General features: G+C 33.7%; 19 protein-coding genes, 13 tRNA genes and 2 rRNA genes. 3 read left to right on the plus strand and 31 right to left on the minus strand.

Features of this window, described 5'->3' with window-relative positions:
* Positions 1-222 precede the first annotated feature (222 nt).
* On the plus strand, positions 223-990 hold the full coding sequence (locus BN2087_RS08850; protein WP_245190875.1) for a CPBP family intramembrane glutamic endopeptidase: 768 nt from the start codon (positions 223-225) through the stop codon (positions 988-990).
* 317 nt (positions 991-1,307) lie between these two features.
* On the opposite strand, the gene rplS is transcribed toward BN2087_RS08850, so the two are convergent.
* From rplS to BN2087_RS08930, 16 genes are all read right to left on the minus strand, one after another.
* Positions 1,308-1,655 carry a 50S ribosomal protein L19 gene (rplS, locus tag BN2087_RS08855; RefSeq protein ID WP_040396696.1) on the minus strand — a complete coding sequence of 116 codons (348 nt, stop codon included), beginning with the start codon at positions 1,653-1,655 and terminating at the stop codon, positions 1,308-1,310.
* Entirely contained in the window at positions 1,627-2,346 is a 720-nt protein-coding gene (trmD, locus tag BN2087_RS08860; protein WP_019117403.1) for a tRNA (guanosine(37)-N1)-methyltransferase TrmD, read from the minus strand. The genes rplS and trmD overlap by 29 nt, the downstream gene beginning before the upstream one ends.
* On the minus strand, positions 2,339-2,824 hold the full coding sequence (rimM, locus tag BN2087_RS08865; protein WP_049691405.1) for a ribosome maturation factor RimM: 486 nt from the start codon (positions 2,822-2,824) through the stop codon (positions 2,339-2,341). The genes trmD and rimM overlap by 8 nt, the downstream gene beginning before the upstream one ends.
* Positions 2,821-3,045 (minus strand): KH domain-containing protein, encoded by a 225-nt coding sequence (locus BN2087_RS08870; RefSeq protein WP_049691406.1) that lies wholly within the window; start codon positions 3,043-3,045, stop codon positions 2,821-2,823. The genes rimM and BN2087_RS08870 overlap by 4 nt, the downstream gene beginning before the upstream one ends.
* A 4-nt stretch (positions 3,046-3,049) precedes the next feature.
* Positions 3,050-3,295 (minus strand): 30S ribosomal protein S16, encoded by a 246-nt coding sequence (rpsP, locus tag BN2087_RS08875; RefSeq protein WP_019117400.1) that lies wholly within the window; start codon positions 3,293-3,295, stop codon positions 3,050-3,052.
* 16 nt (positions 3,296-3,311) lie between these two features.
* Positions 3,312-4,649, minus strand: coding sequence for a signal recognition particle protein (gene ffh, locus BN2087_RS08880; RefSeq protein ID WP_049691407.1), 1,338 nt, complete (start codon positions 4,647-4,649; stop codon positions 3,312-3,314).
* An 11-nt stretch (positions 4,650-4,660) separates the two neighbouring features.
* Positions 4,661-4,984: a YlxM family DNA-binding protein gene (gene ylxM, locus BN2087_RS08885; protein ID WP_049691408.1), complete on the minus strand. Its 324-nt coding sequence runs from the start codon at positions 4,982-4,984 to the stop codon at positions 4,661-4,663.
* Between the two features lie 291 nt (positions 4,985-5,275).
* Complete coding sequence (locus BN2087_RS08890) at positions 5,276-8,419, minus strand: type I restriction endonuclease subunit R (RefSeq protein WP_049691409.1); 3,144 nt, start codon at positions 8,417-8,419, stop codon at positions 5,276-5,278.
* Between the two features lie 15 nt (positions 8,420-8,434).
* Positions 8,435-9,679, minus strand: coding sequence for a restriction endonuclease subunit S (locus BN2087_RS08895; RefSeq protein WP_049691410.1), 1,245 nt, complete (start codon positions 9,677-9,679; stop codon positions 8,435-8,437).
* Positions 9,676-11,496: a class I SAM-dependent DNA methyltransferase gene (locus tag BN2087_RS08900; RefSeq protein WP_049691411.1), complete on the minus strand. Its 1,821-nt coding sequence runs from the start codon at positions 11,494-11,496 to the stop codon at positions 9,676-9,678. Before BN2087_RS08900 ends, BN2087_RS08895 begins: the two co-directional genes overlap by 4 nt.
* Positions 11,493-11,729, minus strand: a complete 237-nt coding sequence (locus tag BN2087_RS08905) for a helix-turn-helix domain-containing protein (protein ID WP_049691412.1) — start codon at positions 11,727-11,729, stop codon at positions 11,493-11,495. Before BN2087_RS08905 ends, BN2087_RS08900 begins: the two co-directional genes overlap by 4 nt.
* Positions 11,730-12,112: 383 nt before the next feature.
* Complete coding sequence (locus BN2087_RS08910) at positions 12,113-13,333, minus strand: S1C family serine protease (protein WP_049691413.1); 1,221 nt, start codon at positions 13,331-13,333, stop codon at positions 12,113-12,115.
* 153 nt (positions 13,334-13,486) lie between these two features.
* Positions 13,487-14,992, minus strand: coding sequence for a YfcC family protein (locus BN2087_RS08915; protein ID WP_049691414.1), 1,506 nt, complete (start codon positions 14,990-14,992; stop codon positions 13,487-13,489).
* 9 nt (positions 14,993-15,001) lie between these two features.
* Positions 15,002-15,937: a carbamate kinase gene (gene arcC / locus BN2087_RS08920; RefSeq protein ID WP_049691415.1), complete on the minus strand. Its 936-nt coding sequence runs from the start codon at positions 15,935-15,937 to the stop codon at positions 15,002-15,004.
* A gap of 26 nt (positions 15,938-15,963) precedes the next feature.
* Complete coding sequence (gene argF, locus BN2087_RS08925; RefSeq protein ID WP_049691416.1) at positions 15,964-16,968, minus strand: ornithine carbamoyltransferase; 1,005 nt, start codon at positions 16,966-16,968, stop codon at positions 15,964-15,966.
* A 66-nt stretch (positions 16,969-17,034) separates the two neighbouring features.
* Complete coding sequence (locus BN2087_RS08930; protein WP_049691417.1) at positions 17,035-18,261, minus strand: arginine deiminase; 1,227 nt, start codon at positions 18,259-18,261, stop codon at positions 17,035-17,037.
* A gap of 298 nt (positions 18,262-18,559) precedes the next feature.
* On the opposite strand from BN2087_RS08930, the gene BN2087_RS08935 reads away from it, so the two are divergent.
* The gene (locus BN2087_RS08935) at positions 18,560-19,822 is read left to right on the plus strand and encodes a helix-turn-helix domain-containing protein (protein ID WP_049691418.1); all 1,263 of its coding nucleotides are present in this window, start codon (positions 18,560-18,562) and stop codon (positions 19,820-19,822) included.
* A gap of 11 nt (positions 19,823-19,833) precedes the next feature.
* On the plus strand, positions 19,834-20,538 hold the full coding sequence (locus BN2087_RS08940; RefSeq protein ID WP_049691419.1) for a B3/B4 domain-containing protein: 705 nt from the start codon (positions 19,834-19,836) through the stop codon (positions 20,536-20,538).
* Positions 20,539-20,852: 314 nt separating this feature from the next.
* Here BN2087_RS08940 and BN2087_RS08945 read toward each other — a convergent pair.
* From BN2087_RS08945 to BN2087_RS09015, 15 genes are all read right to left on the minus strand, one after another.
* Positions 20,853-20,929, minus strand: a tRNA-Arg gene (locus BN2087_RS08945).
* A 20-nt stretch (positions 20,930-20,949) separates the two neighbouring features.
* Positions 20,950-21,026, minus strand: a tRNA-Arg gene (locus tag BN2087_RS08950).
* 27 nt (positions 21,027-21,053) lie between these two features.
* Positions 21,054-21,130 (minus strand) — tRNA-Arg (locus tag BN2087_RS08955).
* Positions 21,131-21,157: 27 nt separating this feature from the next.
* A tRNA-Arg gene (locus BN2087_RS08960) sits at positions 21,158-21,234 on the minus strand.
* Between the two features lie 89 nt (positions 21,235-21,323).
* Positions 21,324-21,397, minus strand: a tRNA-Gly gene (locus BN2087_RS08965).
* Between the two features lie 6 nt (positions 21,398-21,403).
* A tRNA-Gly gene (locus BN2087_RS08970) sits at positions 21,404-21,478 on the minus strand.
* Positions 21,479-21,595: 117 nt separating this feature from the next.
* Positions 21,596-21,671 (minus strand) — tRNA-Thr (locus BN2087_RS08975).
* Between the two features lie 26 nt (positions 21,672-21,697).
* Positions 21,698-21,774 (minus strand) — tRNA-Asp (locus tag BN2087_RS08980).
* A 27-nt stretch (positions 21,775-21,801) separates the two neighbouring features.
* Positions 21,802-21,877, minus strand: a tRNA-Val gene (locus BN2087_RS08985).
* A 261-nt stretch (positions 21,878-22,138) separates the two neighbouring features.
* Positions 22,139-22,213, minus strand: a tRNA-Glu gene (locus tag BN2087_RS08990).
* A 27-nt stretch (positions 22,214-22,240) separates the two neighbouring features.
* Positions 22,241-22,317, minus strand: a tRNA-Met gene (locus BN2087_RS08995).
* 4 nt (positions 22,318-22,321) lie between these two features.
* Positions 22,322-22,410: transfer RNA gene (locus BN2087_RS09000), tRNA-Leu, on the minus strand.
* Positions 22,411-22,413: 3 nt separating this feature from the next.
* Positions 22,414-22,488, minus strand: a tRNA-Asn gene (locus tag BN2087_RS09005).
* An 87-nt stretch (positions 22,489-22,575) separates the two neighbouring features.
* Positions 22,576-22,692, minus strand: a 5S ribosomal RNA gene (gene rrf / locus BN2087_RS09010).
* A 178-nt stretch (positions 22,693-22,870) separates the two neighbouring features.
* Positions 22,871-23,009 (minus strand): 23S ribosomal RNA (locus BN2087_RS09015); the annotation flags it as partial.

Below are 23,009 nucleotides of genomic sequence, written 5' to 3' on the forward strand. Positions count from 1 at the left end.
TGGATATACTTGGGAGAATTTGTAGTATTTTAATTGTGATATATCGGATGTATTGGAATATAGAATATTAGATAATTAAGTGGTTAATGAGAGATGGGAAACTATTAAGAGAAGATTGGAAAGAAGATTATGGAAAATAAAAATAAAATAAAGAATTTTTTAAAAATTATCTTAAAGATTTTTGTATTGTTACTGGCAATCGTCATTTTCACTGGTGGGATTATGCTTGCCATATCACTAATTTTTTATGGACAGACCTACTTTAATAGCGACTATAAAAATGCAAACCTAGTGATGTTAATGGGAACTACGGGTCAACTATTGGCAGCCATCTTTTTTGTAAAATTTATTTTGAAAAAGAAAATTGATTACATCTTTTTTAAGATGGAAGGGCTTGCCAAGAACATTGGCATTGGATTATTCCTTGGTTTCTTGCAAATTTCAATTTATGTCTTATTAGACATGGGAAGGGGAGTTCTTGAATACAGTGGAAGTAGCTATGGTAATTTTAATTTGATTTTTCTTGCCTACTTTATAGCATTTTTTATCCAATCAACATCAGAAGAAGTCTTGATAAGAGGAATCCTAACGAGAGTTCTATTTGATCGATTTGGAAGAAAAGTTTCAATCCTACTTCCTTCGATTTTTTTTGGACTTTTGCACCTAGGTAATGATGGAGTTACAATTTTATCCACTCTTAACACAATCCTAGTGGGTATATTTTTTGCAAAATTACTATTTTATAAAGAAAATATTATGTTTACCTCTGGAGTTCATGCAGGTTGGAATTTTTCCATGGCAATGATTTATGGCTTAAACGTAAGTGGCTTTAGTGGATTTGATAGCTTACTTAACTTTAAAATTTTAAATTATAACTTGTACGATGAAATTTATGGACCAGAGGGCAGCATAGTGGTAACATTTATTGAAATTATAAGTATTTTTATTATATTTTATTTAGAAAGAAAAAAGGAAGTAAAAAATAGATGATAAAAAAATAGTTTATTCAGGAATTTAACCTTAATGTTCTATAACTATTGAAAATTATATTAGAACCCTTAAAATTTTTATTGAACTTCAAGATGAGTACAACTAAAGATGGATTTGGTAATTCCACTTAATAAAAACGGATGCCCTCCTCAATGGAGTGAAGAAGTATTTGATATGGTTTTAGAGCAGGCTGAAAATTATAAAAACTAGTGAAAAGGCTATGAGCATTAAACTCATAGCCTTTTCTTTTACCACCTAAAGACTCTCTGAATCAGGTTTATAGAATTCCTAATTCAATGAGCCTTTAGGCCTTATTTTTAATAATTTGTTTTTTCTTTAACTTTTGCAGCCTTACCTTGACGTCCTCTTAGGTAATTTAGTTTTGCACGTCTTACCTTACCACGTCTTACGATTTTGAATGCTTCAAGTCTTGGTGAGTGATATAGGAATGTTCTTTCAACTCCTACACCATAAGAAAGTCTTCTTAGTGTGAAAGTTTTTCCAAGATTTCCTTCTTTTATTTTGATTACTACACCCTCAAAGTCTTGGAGTCTTGTTTTGTCTCCTTCTTTGATTCTGTAGCTTACTCTTACAGTATCTCCAACTCTAAAGTCTGGATTATCTTCACGTAGTTGTTCATTTTCTATTTTTTTGATTAATTCCATCGTGATCCTCCTTGATATATCTATCGTATAAATCTCTTCTTACTCTTTTGGTTTTTTGAAGAGATGATTTTTTTTGCCACTCTTCTACCAATTTATGATTTCCACTATAAAGTTCTTTTGGAACCATATATCCATTAAAATTTCTAGGTTTTGTGTACTCATCATATTGTAGTAGACCATTGTAGTGTGAATCTGTAACTAATGATTCTTTTTTCCCAACAACTCCCCCAATAAATCTTGAAAGGGAATCTATTAATACCATGGCAGGGATTTCGCCACCGGTTAAAACATAATCTCCAATTGAAACTTCATAATCAACATAGTGGTTGGTAATTCTTGCATCAATTCCTTCGTAGTGACCACAAATTATTACCAAGTCTTCAAAATCTGCAAATTTGATTGCTAATTTTTGGTTTAGGATTTCTCCTGCTGCAGACATGTAGACTACTTTTGATTTTGAACTTTTGTTAGCTATTAGGGCATCATAAATTGGCTGAGGTCTCATAAGCATTCCTGCTGCACCTCCAAAGACTGTATCATCAACCCTGTTGTGTTTGTCCTTGCTATAATCTCTTATATCAACAAGATTAATTTCAATTAGTCCTTTTTCAATTGCCTTTCCTATAACTCCATAGCTTTTTAGAAATTCAAAAGATTCGGGAAAAAGTGTAAGTATAGTTATTTTATTCATAATCTTTGAAGTTTTCCACTTCTATTTTTTTATTTTCTAAGTCAACATTTTTTACTGTAGCATTTAAGGCTGGAAAATAAATTTCTTTTCCGTCTTTTTCTATGACATAGATATCATTTGGATAAACTCCAGTGATAACATCTTTTATAAAACCAATTTCTTGATTTTTTTCATAGACTTTTAGGCCAATCAAATCAAATAAATAATATTCACCATCATTTAATTTTCCCAAGTCCTTGTCCTCGATAGTAAGTTCGTGTCCAATAAACTTTTCTACCTCATTAATATCATCATAGTCCTTGAGTTTTATGATAATACTACCCTTGTGCTTGAAAGATGATTCAATTGTAACTTCTTTTCCATCAAGTAAAAGTTTTGATCCTTTTTCAAATCTTTTTTCATTGTCAGAATAAGATTTTATTTTTAGATTTCCTTTTATCCCATGTGTTGTAAGTATTTCTGCTACAGTTATTTTCATATTTTTATATTAACCTTAACATCTTCTTTGACTGCACAAGCACGAGCAATGGTTCTAATGGAATTTATAATATTTCCACCCTTTCCTATAACTCTTCCCTTGTCAGCTTCAGCTACGTTAATTTTTATGTTAACTTCTCCGTTGTCTTCTTCTAATATTATTCCTACAGCATCCTTGTTTTCAACAAGTTCTGTAACTATTAGTTTGACTAATTCTTTCATTTTATTAAGCTAAAACGTTGTTGTCGTTAAATAATTTTTCAACAATTGATGTTGGTTTTGCACCATTTTTGATCCATTGTTTAGCTTTTTCGTTGTCAATTTTGAATTCTTTTGGTTCAGATACTGGATTATATGTTCCAATTTCTTCGATGAATTTTCCATCTCTTGGACTTCTAGAATCTGCTACAACTACTCTGTAAAATGGTCTTTTCTTTTGTCCCATTCTTTTTAATCTAATTTTAACTGCCATCATAACCTCCGTTTTTTTAGAAGAAAGGCATATTGAATTTTCTTTTGCCTTTTCTACCTTTTTTCATATTAGTAAATTGTTTCATCATTTTCTTTAGTTCTTTGAATTGCTTTAATAATTTATTTAATTCATTCATATCAACCCCAGATCCCTTGGCAATTCTTTCTTTACGACTTTTGCCAATAATCTCAGGTTTTTCTCTTTCTTCTTTTGTCATAGAAGATATTAAAGCTTCAATCCTTACAAATCCTTTTTCATCAACATTTACATTTTTAAGCATCTTGTTGTTTACTCCAGGAATCATAGCAAGTAAATCTTCAAGCGGTCCCATATTTCTTATTTGATTTATTTGTTCAACAAAATCATCAAGAGTATAGGATTGGTTTCGCATTTTTTCTTCAAGCTCTTTTGCATCTTTTAAAGAAACTTGCTTTTCTGCCTTTTCAATAAGAGATAAGACATCTCCCATACCAAGTATTCTTGATGCCATCCTATCTGGATGGAAGGCTTCAAGATCATCAAGCTTTTCGCCTGTACCAATAAATTTAATTGGTTTTCCTACAACTTGTCTAATTGAAAGGGCCGCTCCACCTCTTGCATCACCATCAAGTTTTGTTAGTATAACGCCAGTAATATCAAGATATTCATCAAATGTTTTTGCAACATTTACAGATTCTTGACCAACCATAGCATCAACTACCAAAAGTATCTCGTCAGGTTTTACAGCTTTTTTAATATTTTTAAGCTCATCCATCAAACCTTCATCGATTTGAAGACGTCCGGCCGTATCCATAATAACAACATCATTGTTATTTCTTCTAGCATATTCCTTAGCTTCATTTGCAGTTTTTACAGGATTTTGCTTTCCCTTTTCAAAAACTTCAACCTCGGCTTGTTTACCTACAACTTTTAATTGCTCAATAGCCGCAGGTCTATAAACATCAAGGGCAACTAATAGAGGATTTCTGCCTTCCTTTTTTAATTTCCTGACAAGTTTACCAGAGTGAGTTGTCTTACCTGAACCTTGCAAACCTACCATCAACACAACGTGTGGAGTAGATCCCTTAAGCTCAAGCTTGGAATTTTCCTTACCCATAAGATTTGTAAGTTCTTCATTTACAATCTTAATGACAGTTTGACCTGGAGTAAGAGATTCCATAACATCTTGACCCATAGATCTTTCTTTGATTTTTTTGACAAACTCCTTAACCACCTTGTAGTTAACGTCAGCTTCAAGCAAAGAAAGTTTAATCTCTCTGGCTGCATTATTGATGTCTTTTTCGCTTAATTTTCCTTTTCCTGTAAGTTTACCTAAAGTATCTTGTAACTTCTCAGAAAGATTAGAAAAAATCATATTTTCACATCCTAAATTTTATTTATCATTTCATCGATCATATCGATAGCTTCACTTTGATTTGAACTTTCGATCAACTCTCTTAACAAAGATAAGTCATCTCTAAGCTTATTTTTCTTCTTTATTAAAGAAAGCTCATTTTCAAACTCAAATAACTTGTCAACTGACCTTTGAATCATATCCGATATGGCCTGTTTAGATTTATTGTTATTTTGGGCTATCTCGTTTAATGATAAATCTTCATTGTAATAACAATTTATGACGTCTTTTTGTTTTTCATTTAAAAGCGATCCATAAGTGTCAAACAATCTTGCAACTTGTACTAATTTTTCCATATTCTCACCCGTCAAGTAATTTTCTTGACCTATAAAGTATACTAGAAAAATATAGTCATGTCAAGCTTTTTTATTGACCTATTAAAATATTGTATTTTCAATTAAATAATCTATTTTTACACAAAAAAAGAACCCAAAAAGAACCATCACTTTGGGATTGTAAGAAAAACATTTTTGAGTGACATCTTCAAGCGGTAAAAAACGACCATGCAAGAGTAGGAATGCTCCTGTGTGGTCGTTTTCTTATGCTCAAGTACCGAAAAGGGTTGTAAGGTTAGTTATAATATTTAGTTAAACAGCCCCTCTGTATCGAGTATATACATACTCAAAAATCTGCTGACGGTACATAGAGATGCTAAGCTCATCGTAACACTCAGGCAAATCTGCCCAAAGGGTATCACGGATCAGATTATCAATAGCTGCTTTTGTTTCTTGCTTATCTGTCCAATGGTCAAATTCAGCAACTTTCATTTTTATTTTCTGTAGTAGTGATGTTGCAACTTCTTTTAATTTCTTGATGTCCGTTTTACTTAAATCTTCGCGGAATAACATATCGTAAAGAGAAAGTTCTTCATCACTTGTAAATCCTTCACGGACATAGCGTTGTTCTTCTTGGCTCATTTGATTAGCCAAATCCATCAATTCCATGAAAGTCTTTTCGATTGTAGCTCTGTCCTTTTCACTGTTATAATCATCAATAATTTGCTGATAGCGATCGTAGTAGTTGATTCGATCAGGATTAGCAAAAAGCATACTATCAAGCTTATGCTGAATAACTTCTTCTAAATCCTTTAAGGCAAGGTTCTTTTTCTTAACCTTTGCAAATTCTTTTCGAAGAAGATCGAAATCAATTGCACTGATATCAAATCTGCGTGCTTGTTCACGAACCATAGTAGGTGTATCCTCAATTTCAACATACTCACTTATAATTTCATTAATTTCAATCATTAGGTCAGTGGTATTGATGTGCTTACGCTTTTTTTGAAGTTCAGCATATATGGCGGCAATAGCTTCATACTGCTTACGAGCGTGACCAGTGATATCATCTCTGTCAGTATATTTCATTAGACGATTCAATTCAGATGCATATGTTGTAAATGTTTTTTTATCTTCAATCGAACCGCATACTGCATTAGCTGCTTCCTGAAGGTATGATAACTTCATAAAGTCATAAGCATTGATAAGCAATTCCAAATCAAAATCATTTTCATTCAAGAATTCATCTGTTTTGCCTATAGTTTCGATAATACGAACAATAAGTTCATCCTTATCTACTGTAGGGTCTGAACCACCATTTCCACCAACATTAGCAGTATAATCTGCAAGAGCCTTTCTTAAAGCTTTTACGATTCCAATATAATCTATAATCAAACCATTGCTTTTGCCTTCGCTTACACGGTTGGCACGCGCTATGGCCTGCATAAGAGTATGAGCCTTTAATGGCTTGTCGAGATATAGGCATGAAAGACATTTAACATCAAAGCCAGTAAGCCACATTGCACATACAAAGACAACACGAAGGGAATTTTTTGAATCCTTAAATTCTTTATCCAGCTCACGCTTTTCCATCTTTGTACGGTGGGTCTTTATGTCTAGATGCCATTTTTTAAATGTTTGGATTTCATTTTGTTCCTGACTGATTACAACAGCCATTTCAGTTTCTTCCATCCATTTGATTTTTCTTTCAAGTTCAATACTCTCTTGTTGACTGGCATATTTTAAATCTTTTTTTAAGGCTTTTATTTCTGCTTTCCAATATTGTTGAACATAATTATACATACGGACGCAAGTGACCTTGTTTAAGCAAACAAACATAGCTTTTCCGCTTGTCCATAAATCAGAGTAGTGACTCACAAAGTCTCTTGCAATAGATTTTAGTCTAGGCTCGGCTGTGAGTAGGTGGATTTCTTTTGCAAATTCAGCTTCTAGCTTATCCTGTTGGTTAACATCAAGGTCAGCATTTTCAATAGCATCAAGAATTTGATTCGTGATTTCAGGATTGTGTAAGTCAACAATTTTTTCTCCACGATTCTCGTAGTAAAGAGGGACAGTGGCCCCATCTTCAACGGCTCTTTTAAAGTCATAGACTGATACATAACCACCAAAAGTACGAGCAGTAATATTATCACTCGAAAGTAATGGTGTACCTGTAAAGCCGATTCGTGCAGCAGTAGGCAACAACTTCATCATATTATCGGCAAAGATACCATACTGACTACGGTGTGCTTCATCTGACATGATAATTATATCGTGGTCAGGATAGATAGGCTTTTCATCAGCTTTGTTAAATTTTTGTATCAAAGTGAAAATAAAGCTTGGATTTGCTTGTAGTTTCTTAACAAGGTCATCTCCACTTGTAGCAATAAATTGAGAAGCCTTTATATCTTTACCAAGAAGTCCACAATTCTCAAATGTATCACTAATCTGCCTATTAAGTTCATCACGGTCTGTAAGGATTAGAAAGGTTGGTGTTCCTTCCATTTTCCTTCGCACCTTTTTTGCAAAAAATACCATTGAATAACTTTTGCCAGAGCCTTGTGTATGCCAAAAAACGCCAAGCTTTCCATCATTAAGATTTCTGTCCGCATAAGCTTTCATAGCTTCGTTTACACCGAGGTATTGGTGGTTACGGGCAAGTATCTTCGCGGTGTGACCACCAGAATGATCATATAGGATAAAATTTTCAAATAAATCAAGGAAGTTCTCTTTCTTACAAATTCCACGAAGCATTCTTTCAAGGGCAACACTTCCTTGGTCTTCTTCAGAAAGTCGCTTCCATTCATGGAAAAATTCATACTTGCTGCCAAGGGTACCAACCTTAGCCTCTGTTCCATTTGAAAGCATAAGGAATGCATTGTAATAGAACAAGTGCGGAATGGTATCCAGATAATCGGTGTAATTATCTTCATAGGCATTTTGAACGTCCACAGTATTTCTCTTAAGTTCTACAAAAAGAAGTGGAATACCATTTACAAAGCCTACGATGTCAGTTCGTCTGCGATATAAATCTCCATGAATCTTAAGTTCCTTTATTGCAAGGAAATAATTCTTATCAGGATTCTGAAAATCAATAACTGCAGCTTTTTTAGTTTCGGTCTGTCCATTTGGCTTTTTGACTGTAACTGGAATACCATCACGAATTAAAAAATATTTTTCTTCATTTATTTGGAGGAGGGAGGAAGTAGATAGTCTCTTTTCTAAAAGCTCCTGAGCCTCTCTTATCTGATTTTCATTTATCCACGGATTGAACTTCCTAAGAGCCTCAATGAAATATCGACTAAGCAAAATATCCTTATAGCTTTCTCGACCAAAAGAACCATTTTTGCCTAGGACTTCTGTATTATAGGCAAACTTAACATCCCGGCCTAATTCATCACGGAGTAAATTACCAGCACTTTCCTGTACAAGGATATTCTCTGAATAATCATAGGTCATAATTTTCCACCTCCTTTACACTTCGATTTCTCCACTCATAAGTTTGGGCAATAAACGGTCACGGGCATTTTTTAGGCTTTCGATCTGTTTCGAATGGTTAATTATTTGATGATACAAGCTTTCCGCTATGCAATTATAAGTATCTAAAATTGAATGCGGTGGAACCAATATATTCTGCTGAGCTAAGAAATCTTTCCAACGATAATTGACAATACTGCTAGCACTTTTCTTATCAAACTCAGTTGTCTTACCGCTAGAACGTAGGAATTGAAAAGTATCATACATATACTGAGAATATGGCAATTCATTTATTCTTACCAGTTTGCAGAAACTTGCGCAGATAACAGGACTGCCATATGATTCAAGCATTTCTTTTGTAATCAATAAAGTTCTTGCAACGCCTTCTGTTTTACTACCACCAGATACCTCAAAAACAATATCACCCTCTTGTAATATTCTCGATGAGAGATTACTTTCAGTATGGTATCTAAAAGGGATGGAAGACATATCGCCATGAGTAATCCCGTAAAGATCTGTTCCACGGATTACGTAAGCTGGCTTCTCACTCTTTTCCTTTATGTTTTCTTCACCCCAACCGCCTCCGATATCAAATGAAATCATATTGCGAAGGGAAACATTTTTCCATCCCTCAGGCAGGCCATCGACAATCTCCACATCTTCATATCCCGGGAAATGCAAATCAACAAACCATTCCTTGTAAATCCTCTGGGCTGCTTCTTCGAGAAGTTTAATTTGTTCCTTGTTGTTTTCAATCAACCAATTATAAGAATCAAGAACACTTACTATTTTATATTGTGTCTCAATTGGCGGAAGATATACTTCAATTGAATTAAATGCACTGTGAGGCAAGTCAGGTTGAGCTGCACCTGTAGCTCTACTATTTGCCTCTTCATAAAAGCTATTTTCCTGCAATGCATAATATAAATACTGCTGATTCAATATAGATTCATCATTAGACGTAACAGTAAAACAATTATTATGTACTACACCATGCTGATTTCTAAAAACGAGCCCTACTTGACCTGTTCTCGTATATATAATATCGCTTTCTTCGGCAATAAATTTTTCAGGTATGGTATCTCTAACAAAAACGCTAAAATTCCCATCTTTCATATCACCAATTCTTAAAAGATGTAGTTGAGTAGGCTCTTCTGACATATGGTGATTAGTCTTTTTGTTAATTGCAAATCCTTGTCTTAAAGAAACTAATTCTCCTATTTGTTTTTTTTCCCAACTCATAACCCCATCTCCTTCAAATTCTGTGAGATGGAATCCATAAAGTCGTTTGATTCTGCTTGTAGAGAAAGAAGTTCTTTGTGGATTTCTGTCATGCGTTCTTCAAAGTCCACGCCATCATCTTCGATAGGAGCAACACCTACATATGCTCCCGGAGTAAGTGACCAGCCTTTTTCTTCGATTTCAGAAATGGTAGCAAGCTTACATAAACCAAGTATATCGGCATATACGCCTTCACCAAATTTCTCATAAAGCCAATTAGCTTCCTTGGCTACCGTGAGAACTTCGGTAAGTTCTGCGATTTTAATATCATAAGCTTCCTGTGTTTTTTTCTTTTCACGCTTTTCAGCTGATTCGACAGCTTTCTTTGTTTCTGAACGTAGTGCTTTTGCTTTCTCTGATAACTCATGCACCTGTTCTGCAAAAGGCTTATCACTACCAAGTGCGAAGCGATACTCGTTAAGAAGAGCAGAGTATTTATCAATCTCTCCACGATAAAGCCGCACAATTGCATTCATGTTTTTAAGCTGCCATTCAGACCGTTCGTTAAGAGTACGGTCTACGACTGTATAGTAATTTCTTGCATCGATGAAAAGGACCTTGTCTTTGATAGGCTCGGCTTTTCCCTTATCAAAGAACCAAAGAGAACAAGGTAATGATTTGGTATAGAAAAAGTTATTACCGACACTAATCATGGCATCGACATGACCTGTTTTAACAAGACTTTCTCTGATGATTTTGTCCTTGCCTTGACTATCTGTAGCAGATGAAGCCATGACAAATCCTGCACGACCTTTTTCATTGAGGTAACTATAGAAGTAAGAAATCCAAAGATAATTCGCATTTCCAACTTCTTTATTTTTATTAACGCTTGGCATGCCAAAAGGCAGACGCTTGGCACTTTCACATGATTCGGCCTTTACCTTATCTACATTGAAAGGTGGATTTGCCATTATATAATCGCAAGAACCTTCAAGGTTGTGGGCATCGTAATAGAAAGTGTTAGCTTGGTCGCCGGATTTTATGACACCGGTAAGGCCATGAACTGCCATATTCATAAGACAAAGCTGAGCGTTATATTCAACCTTCTCCTGACCATAGAAGGTCATAGCGCTGTTAGCGTTTATTCCAGTAGCATTTACAAAATCACCTGACTGAATGAACATCCCACCACTGCCACAGGCAGGGTCCAGTAAGACGCCACTTTTAGGTTCAATAATATTAACAATCATCTTTACAAGAGACTTAGGTGTAAAGAAAACACCATCATCTGATGCTATATTTTTTGCAAATTTATTTAAGAAGTACTCATAGATTCTTCCGATGATATCTCCGCCGATTGTATCAAGAGCAGAGTTATTAAATATACGAAGAAGTTCTGCTAAAATCTCATCTGAAAAATCAGTATAGCTTTTAGGCAGTACTCCTACTAATTGCTCGCTCTGATCTTCAATGAGCTGCATAGCATTGTTGACTACTTCCCCTAAACTATTCATAGTGTGACCATCTTTATTAACAAGTTCTGCAGAAGAAATATCTTCAGGAAGGTTCAACAAGTAATCATATTGTGCTTCTTTTGGAAGATATAAGGCACTCTTAACTTTGAAGTCACTTGCCTCAATAGGCATAAGTCGACCTCCACGAGATGGACGTCCTTTTAAAATCTCTCTTTCAACCATCTTGTATCTACTATAGGCGTAGCGTAGGAAAATAAGCCCAAGTACAGGCATACAATATTGATTTGATGTCAGTTTTGAACCTGCACGTAATAAATCAGCGGATTCCCATAATTCTGATTCAAGTTTTCTTATATTAATCATTTAGATTTCCTCTCCACTTTAAAGTTAAGCCATGACTCTTCAAGGCCTGTATATTCCAAATCGTTCTTAAGACAGAACTCCTTTATATTCTTCATTGCATTAAGGTTAGGCTTTGCTTTACCGCCTTCCCATCTATTAACAGTAGAAAATGCCACTTGTATTTCTTTGGCAAAGTCGTGCTGTGTTAAAAAGCATCTCTTTCTGATTCTTTTAATTTCTTCTGGAAATCCCATCTTGCATCTCCTTTTCTTGAATATCTCATAAATATAGCGTTATCATATCACAAAAATGTGAATTTTTCTACTCTCCAGTCTATATGTAACTTTTGCAGATGGACTGGAGAGTAGAAAGAACTGGACCAAAGACAAATTGAACTTAAGGAGTTCATAGATAAATCAAAAGAAGTTTTGTAGAGAGAATTGATGCTTACAAACCAAAAAAGGTACTGGAATTAACTAAAAAAAGACAATTTGTATCCATTGAAACTTCATTGATGCAGTTGATATTCCGGCAAAGCATGAAAAAAACGGCATAACCTACATTTTCGTAAGTTATGCCGATTATTTCAGATATTAATAATTCCTAATTGATTTCACCTATTAGGATTTTTTCTTTACTATGGTCTTAGCCAATCAGGAAGTATTTGATTATTATCTTCTTTTTCTTCCTTATTTTCATTTTTTGGGTTTGCTTCTTTGAATTCTTCTATATTTGATGAGTCCATGGTAAATTTAAAATCAAAATCTTTTACATCTCCTGCTCTTACAATTTCAATTTTGCATGTATCGCCTACATTGTAATTTAGAAGAATTTTCTTTAAGTTTGACATATCTTTTACTCTTTGTCCATCAATTTCTGTAATTATATCGCCTTTTCTAAAATAATTTTTTGCATCATCTGAAATTGATTGAACATAAACTCCATCTTCGCTTCCTACTGTTTTTGGATCAATATTATTTGATTGTAAAAGTAGGTCAAGATTTATTCCTGTAATTCCCAAATAAACTGAGTTAAATTTGCCGTTTTTTGCTATTTCTTTTATTACTTTTTTTGCTAAATTTACTGGTATTGCAAAACCTATCCCATCGGAATTTCCTGCTTTTGCTGTGTTTATTCCTATTAATTCTCCTTTTGAATTTAATAGGGCTCCACCTGAATTCCCTGCATTTATTGCTGCATCAGTTTGCATTAATCCGTCCATTCTTGCTCCATTTTGAAATGAAACGGTCCTACCAAGTCCTGATATTATTCCGCTTGTAACTGTTGATTGTAGTTCAAGACCTAGTGGATTTCCGATTGCCACCGCCTTATCTCCAACATTTACCTTATCACTATCTCCCAAATCTATTGGGCTTAAATTATTTGCTTCAACTTTTATTACAGCAAGGTCAAGGGTTGTATCATTCCAAACAAGTTTCGCTTTTTTTGTTTTATTGTCTGATAATAAAACATTAATTTCACTGGCATCTCCATTACTTACAACGTGTGAATTTGTCAAAATATATCCGTCTTTTGTAACAATTGATCCTGAACCAACTCCTTCAACATAACCTGTTTGTGGTCCAAAAATTGTATTTTGAGTTGCTTTTGTTTTAGTTGTAATTCCAACTACAGAATCTATGCTTTTTTTAACAACAGCCCTTTCCATTGTTATTTCATCAGTAGGATTTATATTTACAACACTTTTATTTTTAGTCTCTTTTGGTATTTCATTTTTATTTTCATTTTTTAAAGAACTGCCCAAAAGTGAAAAAACTAAAAATCCACCCAAAACAGCTCCAATAAGTCCTGAAAGAAAATTAGAAAATCCGCCAGAACCTCTATTTTTTCTAGCCATATTCCCTCCTTATACTTTTGTCTATATTATTATATACAAAATTGTAAATAATATGTTATTAATATTTTTTAAAATTTTAAAAAATATTTTGGAAAATTTAATAATCAAAAAAAAACAAACCCAGAAAATTCTGAGTTTGTTTATAATTTTTTATTACATTACAGCCATTGCAATTGATAAAATAATTATATTTGCAATCATTACTATAAAGAATGGTTTCTTTACCCATTTTAAATATGAAGAATATTCTACTCTTGCTGCTGCAAGTCCACCCATTACAACTCCTGATGTTGGTGTAACAAAGTTTACTAATCCGCAGGCAGCACAGAATATCATAATCATGATATTAGGGTCATATCCTAATTGATGAGCAAGTGAACCCATGATTGGAATTGATAAGGCTGCTAGTCCTGATGTTGATGGTACTAAGAATGATAATACCATGTAAATCAAGTAAGCAAGTGGAGCAAATACGAATGGTGATACTCCTCTTAATAATTTAGCTGAATTTTGTAGAATGAAGAAATCTAAGTGTGTAGCACTCATTACTACTGTAATTCCTCTTGCTACTGCTATGATTAATCCTACAGATAATAAATCTGCAGCTCCTGCTATAAATCCATCTACGTATTCTTTTTCACCAATTCTTGCTACTATAGCAATTACTATACTTGAAAGAGTAAATAAAGCTGCCAAATCTTTAAAGTACCATTGTCCTAAAGGTGAGCCTGTTAGGAAGTCTGACCAACCAAAAACTTTCAAATAAGCTTCTTCATCGCCATGGAAATTAATATCTGCATAAGAGATAAGTGAAGCAATCATTATTACAAATGTAATTGCAAATACTGTTAGAACTGCTTTATGAGTTCCTGTAAATTCTAATTCTCCTTCAGTATCTTTTGCAAAATATTCTTGCATTTCATGTTTTTCATTTGATGATAATACTGAATTTTCTTTATTTTCTAATAATTTCTTAGCATAATTTAATACAAATTTTATAACAATTATATCTGTTGACAACCAAAGTATAACACCAATAATCATTACTGTTGTTGCATTTGATTTAATTCCAACTGATTCTAGAGCTCCCATAGCTGCAGATGTTGCAAATGGGTTGATTGTTGAACCTAGTACACCGGCTCCGGCTCCGAGTAGAACTGTACCAACTGCTACCATTGTATCTAGTCCTGCTGCAACCATTGCTGCTGTAATTAATGGATAAAAACCAATTGTTTCTTCTGCCATTCCGTAAGTAGATCCACCTACTGAGAATAAGAACATTAATACTGCAATTAGTCTTCCTTCTTTACCTTTGTTCTTTCTTACTAATGAACGAATCCCAGCTTCCATAGCGCCAGTACTCATAACTATACCTATAAATCCACCAATACATAAAATGAATATAATAAGATCAGCGGCATCCATAAATCCGTTTGGAATAGCCATTACAAAGTCACTTAAGCTAGCACTTTGCACAGTAACTGTTTCTCCTGCCTTAACTTTATCAATAAGTTCGCCGTACTTACCTGGATCCAATGTTTTGATAATATCTTTATCTATTGGTTGTCCATTTGTTAATAAAGTGATAAGACATACAACAGCTAGAACTATCATTAAGATAGAAAATGCACTTAGTGATTTTTTCTTCTTTTTTTCCATAGAAAACTCCTATTTTTTGATTATAGTTCCTGTTTTTCCTTCTAATGCTTCAGCTGCTTTTTCTAAAGATGTAATAAGTGCTTGGCCTTGATCTGAATTTTCAACAAATTCTAAACAAGCTTCTACTTTTGGAAGCATTGAACCAGGAGCAAAGTGTCCTTCTTCAATATATTGTTTAGCTTGATCAATTGTCATTTCTTTTATTTCTTCTTGATTTGGTTTGTTGAAATTAATCATAACCCTATCTACTGCTGTTAGAATCACTAACATATCAGCATTTAATTCTTTTGCTAACAATGCAGATGATCTGTCTTTATCGATTACAGCTGGCACACCTTGTAAACCTTCTTCTGTGTTTATTACTGGTACACCACCTCCACCTACTGTTATTACGATATTTCCGTTTGAAACCAAATTTTCTACTACGTTTATTTCAACGATTTCTTTTGGTATTGGGCTTGCTACAACTCTTCTGTAACCTCTTCCCGCATCTTCAACGTACTCATATCCGTTTTCTTTTGCTTTTGCTTCAGCTTCTTCTTTAGTTAAGAAACTTCCTATTGGTTTGGTAGGTTTGTTGAAAGCTTCATCATCTTTGTCAACTAAAACTTGTGTTACTACACATGCAATTTCAGAATCTTTGCCTCTTTTTTTAAGTTCATTTCTGATTGATTGTGATAGATGATATCCAATATATCCTTGGCTCATTGCTCCACATTCAGGGAAAGGCATTTCTGGTGTATTTCCACCATTATTTGCTGAAAATTCCATAGCATTGTTTATCATTCCAACTTGTGGACCATTTCCGTGTCCAACAGCAACATCATAATTTTCTGATAAATCTACTATTGTTTTAGCTGTCTTTTTAACTAATTCTAATTGCTCTTCAGGGGTATTGCCTAAAGCATTACCCCCGAGAGCGATAACTAATCTTTTTTTTGTCATCTGTTATATATTATCCGTTTCTTTTTCTACTTTAATGTTGCATACATTATAGCTTTGATTGTATGCATTCTGTTTTCTGCTTGATCAAATACTTTACTTTGTTTTCCTAAGAATACTTCGTCTTTTACTTCCATTCCATCAAGATCATATTTGTCTCCGAATTTTTCGTTAACATCTTTTCCTGTTGTTGTTTCAAGATCGTGGAATGATGGTAGACAGTGTAAGAAGATTGCATCGTCATCAGCAAGGTCCATAACTTTTTGGTTTACTTGGAATGGGTGAAGAATTTCAATTCTCTTTTCCCAAACTTCTTTTGGTTCTCCCATTGATACCCAAATATCTGTGTAAACTGCATGAGCACCTTTTGCTGCTTCTTCTACGTTTTCTGTAAATTCAACTTTTGATCCGTGAACTTTTGCAAATTCTTTAGCTTCTGCAACTAATTTTTCATCTGCCCATAATTCTTTTGGACCGCAACCTGTGTAGTTGATTCCAAGTTTAGCACATGCAACCATAAGTGAGTTACTTACGTTATTTCTGCAGTCGCCCATGAATACAAAGTTTAATCCTTTAAGGTATCCAAAGTTTTCTTTGATTGTTAGCATATCTGCTATCATTTGTGTTGGGTGGAAATCATCTGTAAGACCATTCCATACTGGAACTCCAGAGTATTTAGCTAATTTTTCAACTAAGCTTTGATCAAATCCTCTGTATTCGATTCCGTCATAGAATCTTCCAAGTACTTTTGCTGTATCTTCGATTGATTCTTTGTGTCCCATTTGGCTTGAACCTGGATCAAGATATGTTACTCCCATTCCTAAGTCCATTCCTGCAACTTCAAATGAACAACGTGTTCTTGTTGAAGTTTTTTCAAATAATAATACTATATTTTTTCCTTCTAGATATCTGTGAGGTGTTCTTGTCATTTTTAATTTTTTGAACTGTTCACCTAAATCTATTAGGTATTTAATTTGGTCTTCTGATAGGAATTTTAATCCTAGTATACTTTGTCCTTGTAAATTTACTGGCATTGTTTTTTTCTCCTTAAATGTTTTTCTTTATTAATTTTTTATTTAGTTACTAACTTACTTTTTTTCTTATAGTTCTCTTTCAAGAGGCATTGACATACATCTTGGACCACCACGGCCTACTGTAAGGTTGGATGCGTCTAATTCTAGTACTTCAATTCCTTCTTTTCTTAGTACTTCGTTTGTTACAATATTTCTCTTGTAAACTAAAACTTTTCCTGGAGCAAGTGTTAATGTGTTTGATCCATCATTCCATTGTTCTCTTTCTGCAGCAATTGGGTCTCCACCACCACATGGGATTAGACGAACTTTTTCAATTCCTAATGCTTTTGCAAGGATTTCATCTAATTTTCCTGATGCTGTTTCAATGTGTAATTCATTCTTTTCAGCATCTTTTGTTATGATTTTAACTTCCATTTCTTTGATTATTGCTGGATGGTATGTGAATGCATCATAATCAATTTGTGTAAATACTGTATCTAAGTGCATGAAAGCTCTGTTTTCATCAATCTTTAATGCATAGATTTTTTCAATTTTATTTTCTACATCACCAAAGAATAATTTTTCAGCTAATACTTTGATTGCTTCATATTGTGTTCTTTGAGAAATACCAATTAGTAGAGTATTTTCATTTCCGTTGAATGTATCTCCACCTTCTATATGGTATTCATTTTTTCTACCATAAAGATCTGGAACTTCTTTATATTCTGGGTGGAATCTAAAGATATAATCACAGTAGATTGTTTCTCTATTTCTTGTTACAGAATACATTTTATTTATAACTGCACCGTATCCTACTGATGCAAATGGATCTCTTGTAAAGTATAGGTTTGGCATTGGGTTAATTGCAAGATATGATTTTCCTACAACCATTTCATGAAGATCTTCTTCTGTGAAAAGTCCTAGTTCTTTTAATGTTAAACCAGCCATTGTTTTTTCAACAAATTCTTTTGTATCTTCAATTTTTTCTAAATATTCTTTAGCTTTTGCAAGGATTTCTTTATCTTCACATCCTGTTTCACTTAAATATTGTTCTAAGAAAGTTTCTCTTAATCCTTCATTAGCATCTAGTGTTTCAGCCATTAAATCTTCAAGATAAACAACTTCTACACCGTTGTCTATCATGATATCTGTAAATCTATCATGTTCTTCTTGAGCTAATTTTAAATCTGGAATATCATCGAATAATAATTCCTCAAGAGTTGATGGTGTTAAATTTAATAATTCTTCACCTGGTCTGTGTACCAAAACTTTTTTAAGTGGCTTAATTTCACTTGTTACTTGTATTTTTGTCATACTTCCTCCTAAAATATATATAAATAGAGTGAACTTTAAATTAAAAAAAGGCTACGCTTAAATACCTTTTTAAAATCGAATTTTATTAATCACTCATATCGTTTACATCAATAGTATACTCTAATCATTTTATTTTTCACGACAAATTTTTGATACTTTGTTGTAAAATATATTCAAATGAAAAGATTTTCACAAGCTTTTTTTAGGAAATTTATTAATAAATGGCTAATTATTAGTAAAAAGATTGATTTTATTATATAATATAGATATATAAAAAAATAAGATAAAGAGGTTATTTATGGTTATAAGTAATATACAGACCAAAATTTCTGCAATTTCAGATTTATCCAAAATTTGTAGTTTTGAGGTAGAATTTCAAGATAATTCTACAAATACCTTAATTCATAGTACTGCAAGGCTTCTCCTATTTAAAAAGGGCAAGGGCAAATTTATGATAAATGGTATTGAATATTTAATAGAAGAAAATACAATGATTTCAATTTTGCCTTGGGATATTACTACAATTACCGATGTAAGTGAAGATTTAGAATTTTATAAAATAGTCTATAATTTTCAATTAATAAATGATGATTTTCGAAATATTTGTAATTTTAGAAAAAATCAAATCAATTCCATAGAATTATTATCACAAAATCCAATAAAAATTTTAGATAATAAATCTTTTGAAGATATAGAAAATTCTTTTATAGAAATAAAGAACGAGGTAGGAAATGATTCTTTCCAAGAAGAAGTAAAAGAAAAACCATATTCTGATGAATATCTAATTTCATCAATTATTAGAATATTAATCAAGTTTTTAAGATTTGAAACTAAGTGCGAAATAACTACAAACGAAAATCGAGAGCACCAAAACAAAATTAATCAAATTCTAAGATATATGTACTCACATATGAGCGAAAAACTTACTCTAGATAGGCTTGCCTCAACATTTTTCATCAGCAAGTCATCACTAACCAAGTATTTGGAAGAAAATACTGGTTTTACATTTTCTGAACTATTAAATAGGATAAGATTTTCAAAAGCTATAGACTTATTGATGTTTTCTGACAAAAGCCTAAATGATATAGCAAAAAGCGTGGGCTATACCGATTCATCCCACTTTACTAAAATTTTTGAAAATACAGAAGGCATAAATCCTGGAGAGTTCAAAAAATATTACAATATTAAACAAGTAAGCTTAAAACAAAATGAAGCTGAACTTTTAGATAAGGTAATAAAATACGAAATCAAAAACTTTACAAATTCAGATCTAACAATAGGAAAAGTTGCAAAAAAATTTGGTATATCAACATCAGAAGTAAACAGACTTATCTATTTTCAATTTGAAAAAAATTTCTATGAATTTTTAGATTCACTTAGAATCTCAAAATCCTGTGAACTCCTAAAAACGACAGATTTGAAAATTATAGATATAGCCATGAAAGTTGGGTATAATTCAACAAGAACCTTCCAAAGAGCCTTTAGGAGAATTGTAGGCCTATCCCCTAACGATTTTAGGACAACAATAAACTTCCAAGACTCTGAAGGAAATATAATATAAAGGAGAAAAATATGAAATTTATTGCAAGCGAATCTTTTTGGGAGCTTTTCCCAGAAGCTGAAATAGGGCTAATCCTATTTAAAGACATAAAAATGGAAGAAAAATCAAATAGAGAAATAAAAGATAAACTAGATGAAGCACATGATAAAGCCCTAACTTATCTTACAAAACCAGTATTAAGCGAAAATCCAGTAATAAAAGTATGGAGAGATGCCTTCAAATTATTCAAAACCAAAAAAGGAGCACGTTCATCAATAGAAGCCTTACTTAAAAGAGTTTCAAAAGATCAAGACGTTGGAAGTATAAATCCCCTAGTAGATATATACAATGCTACATCATTAAATTATGCACTACCATGCGGGGCTGAAGATATAGACAAATTTGTTGGAGATTTGAGACTAGAAATCACCAAAGGTGGAGATGATTTTATGGCTATAGGAGATGATAAAAATTCACCAACCCTAGAAGGAGAATTATGCTATAAAGATGATGAAGGTGCCGTTTGTAGATGCTTTAACTGGAGAGATGGTCAAAGAACCATGATTACAGAAGATACAAAAAATGCTATTCTTTTTATGGAAAGCATAGATTCAGATAGAAAAGAAGACCTAAAAGAAGCAATAAACTACCTAGCAGAAAATCTGGAAAATCACCTAGAAGGAAAAGTAGAAGTTCACTTTTTAACAAAAGAAAATACAAGCGTAGAAATAAAATAAAAAACTAAACAAAAATAAACTGACCCCAGAAAGTTAGATAAAAACTAACGAAAGAGGTCAGTTTTTTAATGTAAAATAAAAAAATTTGAATTTCAAACAAATATTTACAAAAAAAATTTAAAAAAGTATTCTTCAAATCAATAAAAAAATTCTTAAACAGATATTTACATAAAAAAATTCTTAAACAGATATTTACATAAAAAAATTAAATAAATTGATTATTTTAAAAAATAAATTTTAATGAAACACAAAACGTAACAAAATAAAAAAAAGACAGCTTACAAACATTGTAAATAAGCTACCTTTTTTAAGCGTGGCGCGGCATTGAGGATTCGAACCCCAGGCCTACTGGTCCGTAGCCAGTCGCTCTATCCAACTGAGCTAATACCGCTCAATATATAAATAAAATATTGGCGCGCCTGAGAGGAGTCGAACCTCTGACACACGGATTAGAAGTCCGTTGCTCTATCCAGCTGAGCTACAGGCGCAAGTTAAAAATAAAATATAAAAAAATTTGGCGCGCCTGAGAGGAGTCGAACCTCTGACACACGGATTAGAAGTCCGTTGCTCTATCCAGCTGAGCTACAGGCGCAGGTTCAAAATAAAATAAAAAGATATTTGGCGCGCCTGAGAGGAGTCGAACCTCTGACACACGGATTAGAAGTCCGTTGCTCTATCCAGCTGAGCTACAGGCGCAAGTTAAAAATATATATCTATTATTAAAGTAACACTTTAATCTAATACAATTATAACACAAATTTTCTTAAATTAAAAGTATATTAAAATGGAGCGGGTGAAGGGAATCGGACCCTCGCAACCAGCTTGGAAGGCTGGGGCTCTACCACTGAGCTACACCCGCAAATATTGGAGCGGAAGACGGGATTCGAACCCGCGACCCTCGCCTTGGCAAGGCGATACTCTACCACTGAGCCACTTCCGCAAAAATAATATGAAATTGATTTCATTTTTTTATTTAAATACATCTCAAAGATATATTCAGTATAAATATATTATAGCATAAAATATATTATCAATCAATTCTATTTTACAATAAAATTGGAGCTGATGATAGGACTTGAACCTACAACCTATTGATTACAAATCAATTGCTCTACCAATTGAGCTACATCAGCACATTGGATCTCTACTGAAATCCAAATGGCGACTTAGATGGGACTCGAACCCACGACCTCCGCCGTGACAGGGCGGCATTCTAACCAGCTGAACTACTAAGCCATAAAAGGTTAAAATCATGAAAAATATTGGTGGAAGTAACAGGGCTCGAACCTGTGACCCCCTGCTTGTAAGGCAGATGCTCTCCCAACTGAGCTATACTTCCATTTTGGACACTACCGGAATTTGAACCCTGTCCCCTGTGGGGTTTAAAATCTGAAAGATTTTAAATCTTCGAAATGAGCCGTTAGGCGAATCCGAAGAACAATGCCGTCGTGACACGGTGGTTTCCCTCTAAAACGAAGGATAAATCTTTTTTTTTATAATATTTTAAAAGTCGGCTTGTTGACAAAGTTGCAAGCAACTTTGAAACACCGCGACATCTGACCTTCATACCATTTGCTTAGCAAATGGTGATAGGTCATTATGGTGACCCTACCGGGATTTGAACCCGGGATACCGCCGTGAAAGGGCGATGTCTTAACCGCTTGACCATAGGGCCATATGTGATTTTATTGTTTAAAAAGTATGGTTGCGGGAGTAGGATTTGAACCTACGACCTCCGGGTTATGAGCCCGACGAGCCACCAAGCTGCTCCATCCCGCGATAATGGTGCCGAGAATCGGAATCGAACCGATACGGTGTTTGACCACCGCAGGATTTTAAGTCCTGTGCGTCTGCCAGTTCCGCCACCCCGGCATATGGCGCTCAGGGTGGGGCTCGAACCCACAACCTACCGGTTAACAGCCGGGTGCTCCACCATTGAGCTACCTAAGCACATACAATATGTATAAATAAAAAAGATGAAATCTTTACAACAATTGTAACAAAATTTGTGAAGAAAAAATCTTCACAAAAAAGTAAGTTTGGCAACTTCCTAGTCTCCCGGGAGGTCTCCCTCCGAGTACCATCGGCGTTAGAAGGCTTAACTTCTGTGTTCGGTATGGAAACAGGTGTATCCCTTCTGCCATTGTCACCATATTCATGACCTACCAACGAAAACTTGTTTTCGTTGGTAGGTCAGATGTCGCGTAGTCCAAATCTTTGATTTGGCTTACGGAGCCGACTCACCCAACTTAATATTTAGGTTAGTTCTTTGATTTTTACCTAATAATTAGTTTTAATTCTCTTAAGACTTAATCAATAGCTATAAATATTTCCAGTCAAGATATAAAGTTTAGTATCCATTAGCTTAATACATTACTGCACTTACACCTTGGACCTATCTAAGGTATTTTCTTTACCTACTCTGAGAAATCTTATCTTGAGGGTTGCTTCGTACTTAGATGCTTTCAGTA

The sequence above is a fragment of the Anaerococcus jeddahensis genome (genome assembly GCF_001182725.1).
GTDB classification, from domain to species: Bacteria; Bacillota; Clostridia; order Tissierellales; family Peptoniphilaceae; genus Anaerococcus; species Anaerococcus jeddahensis.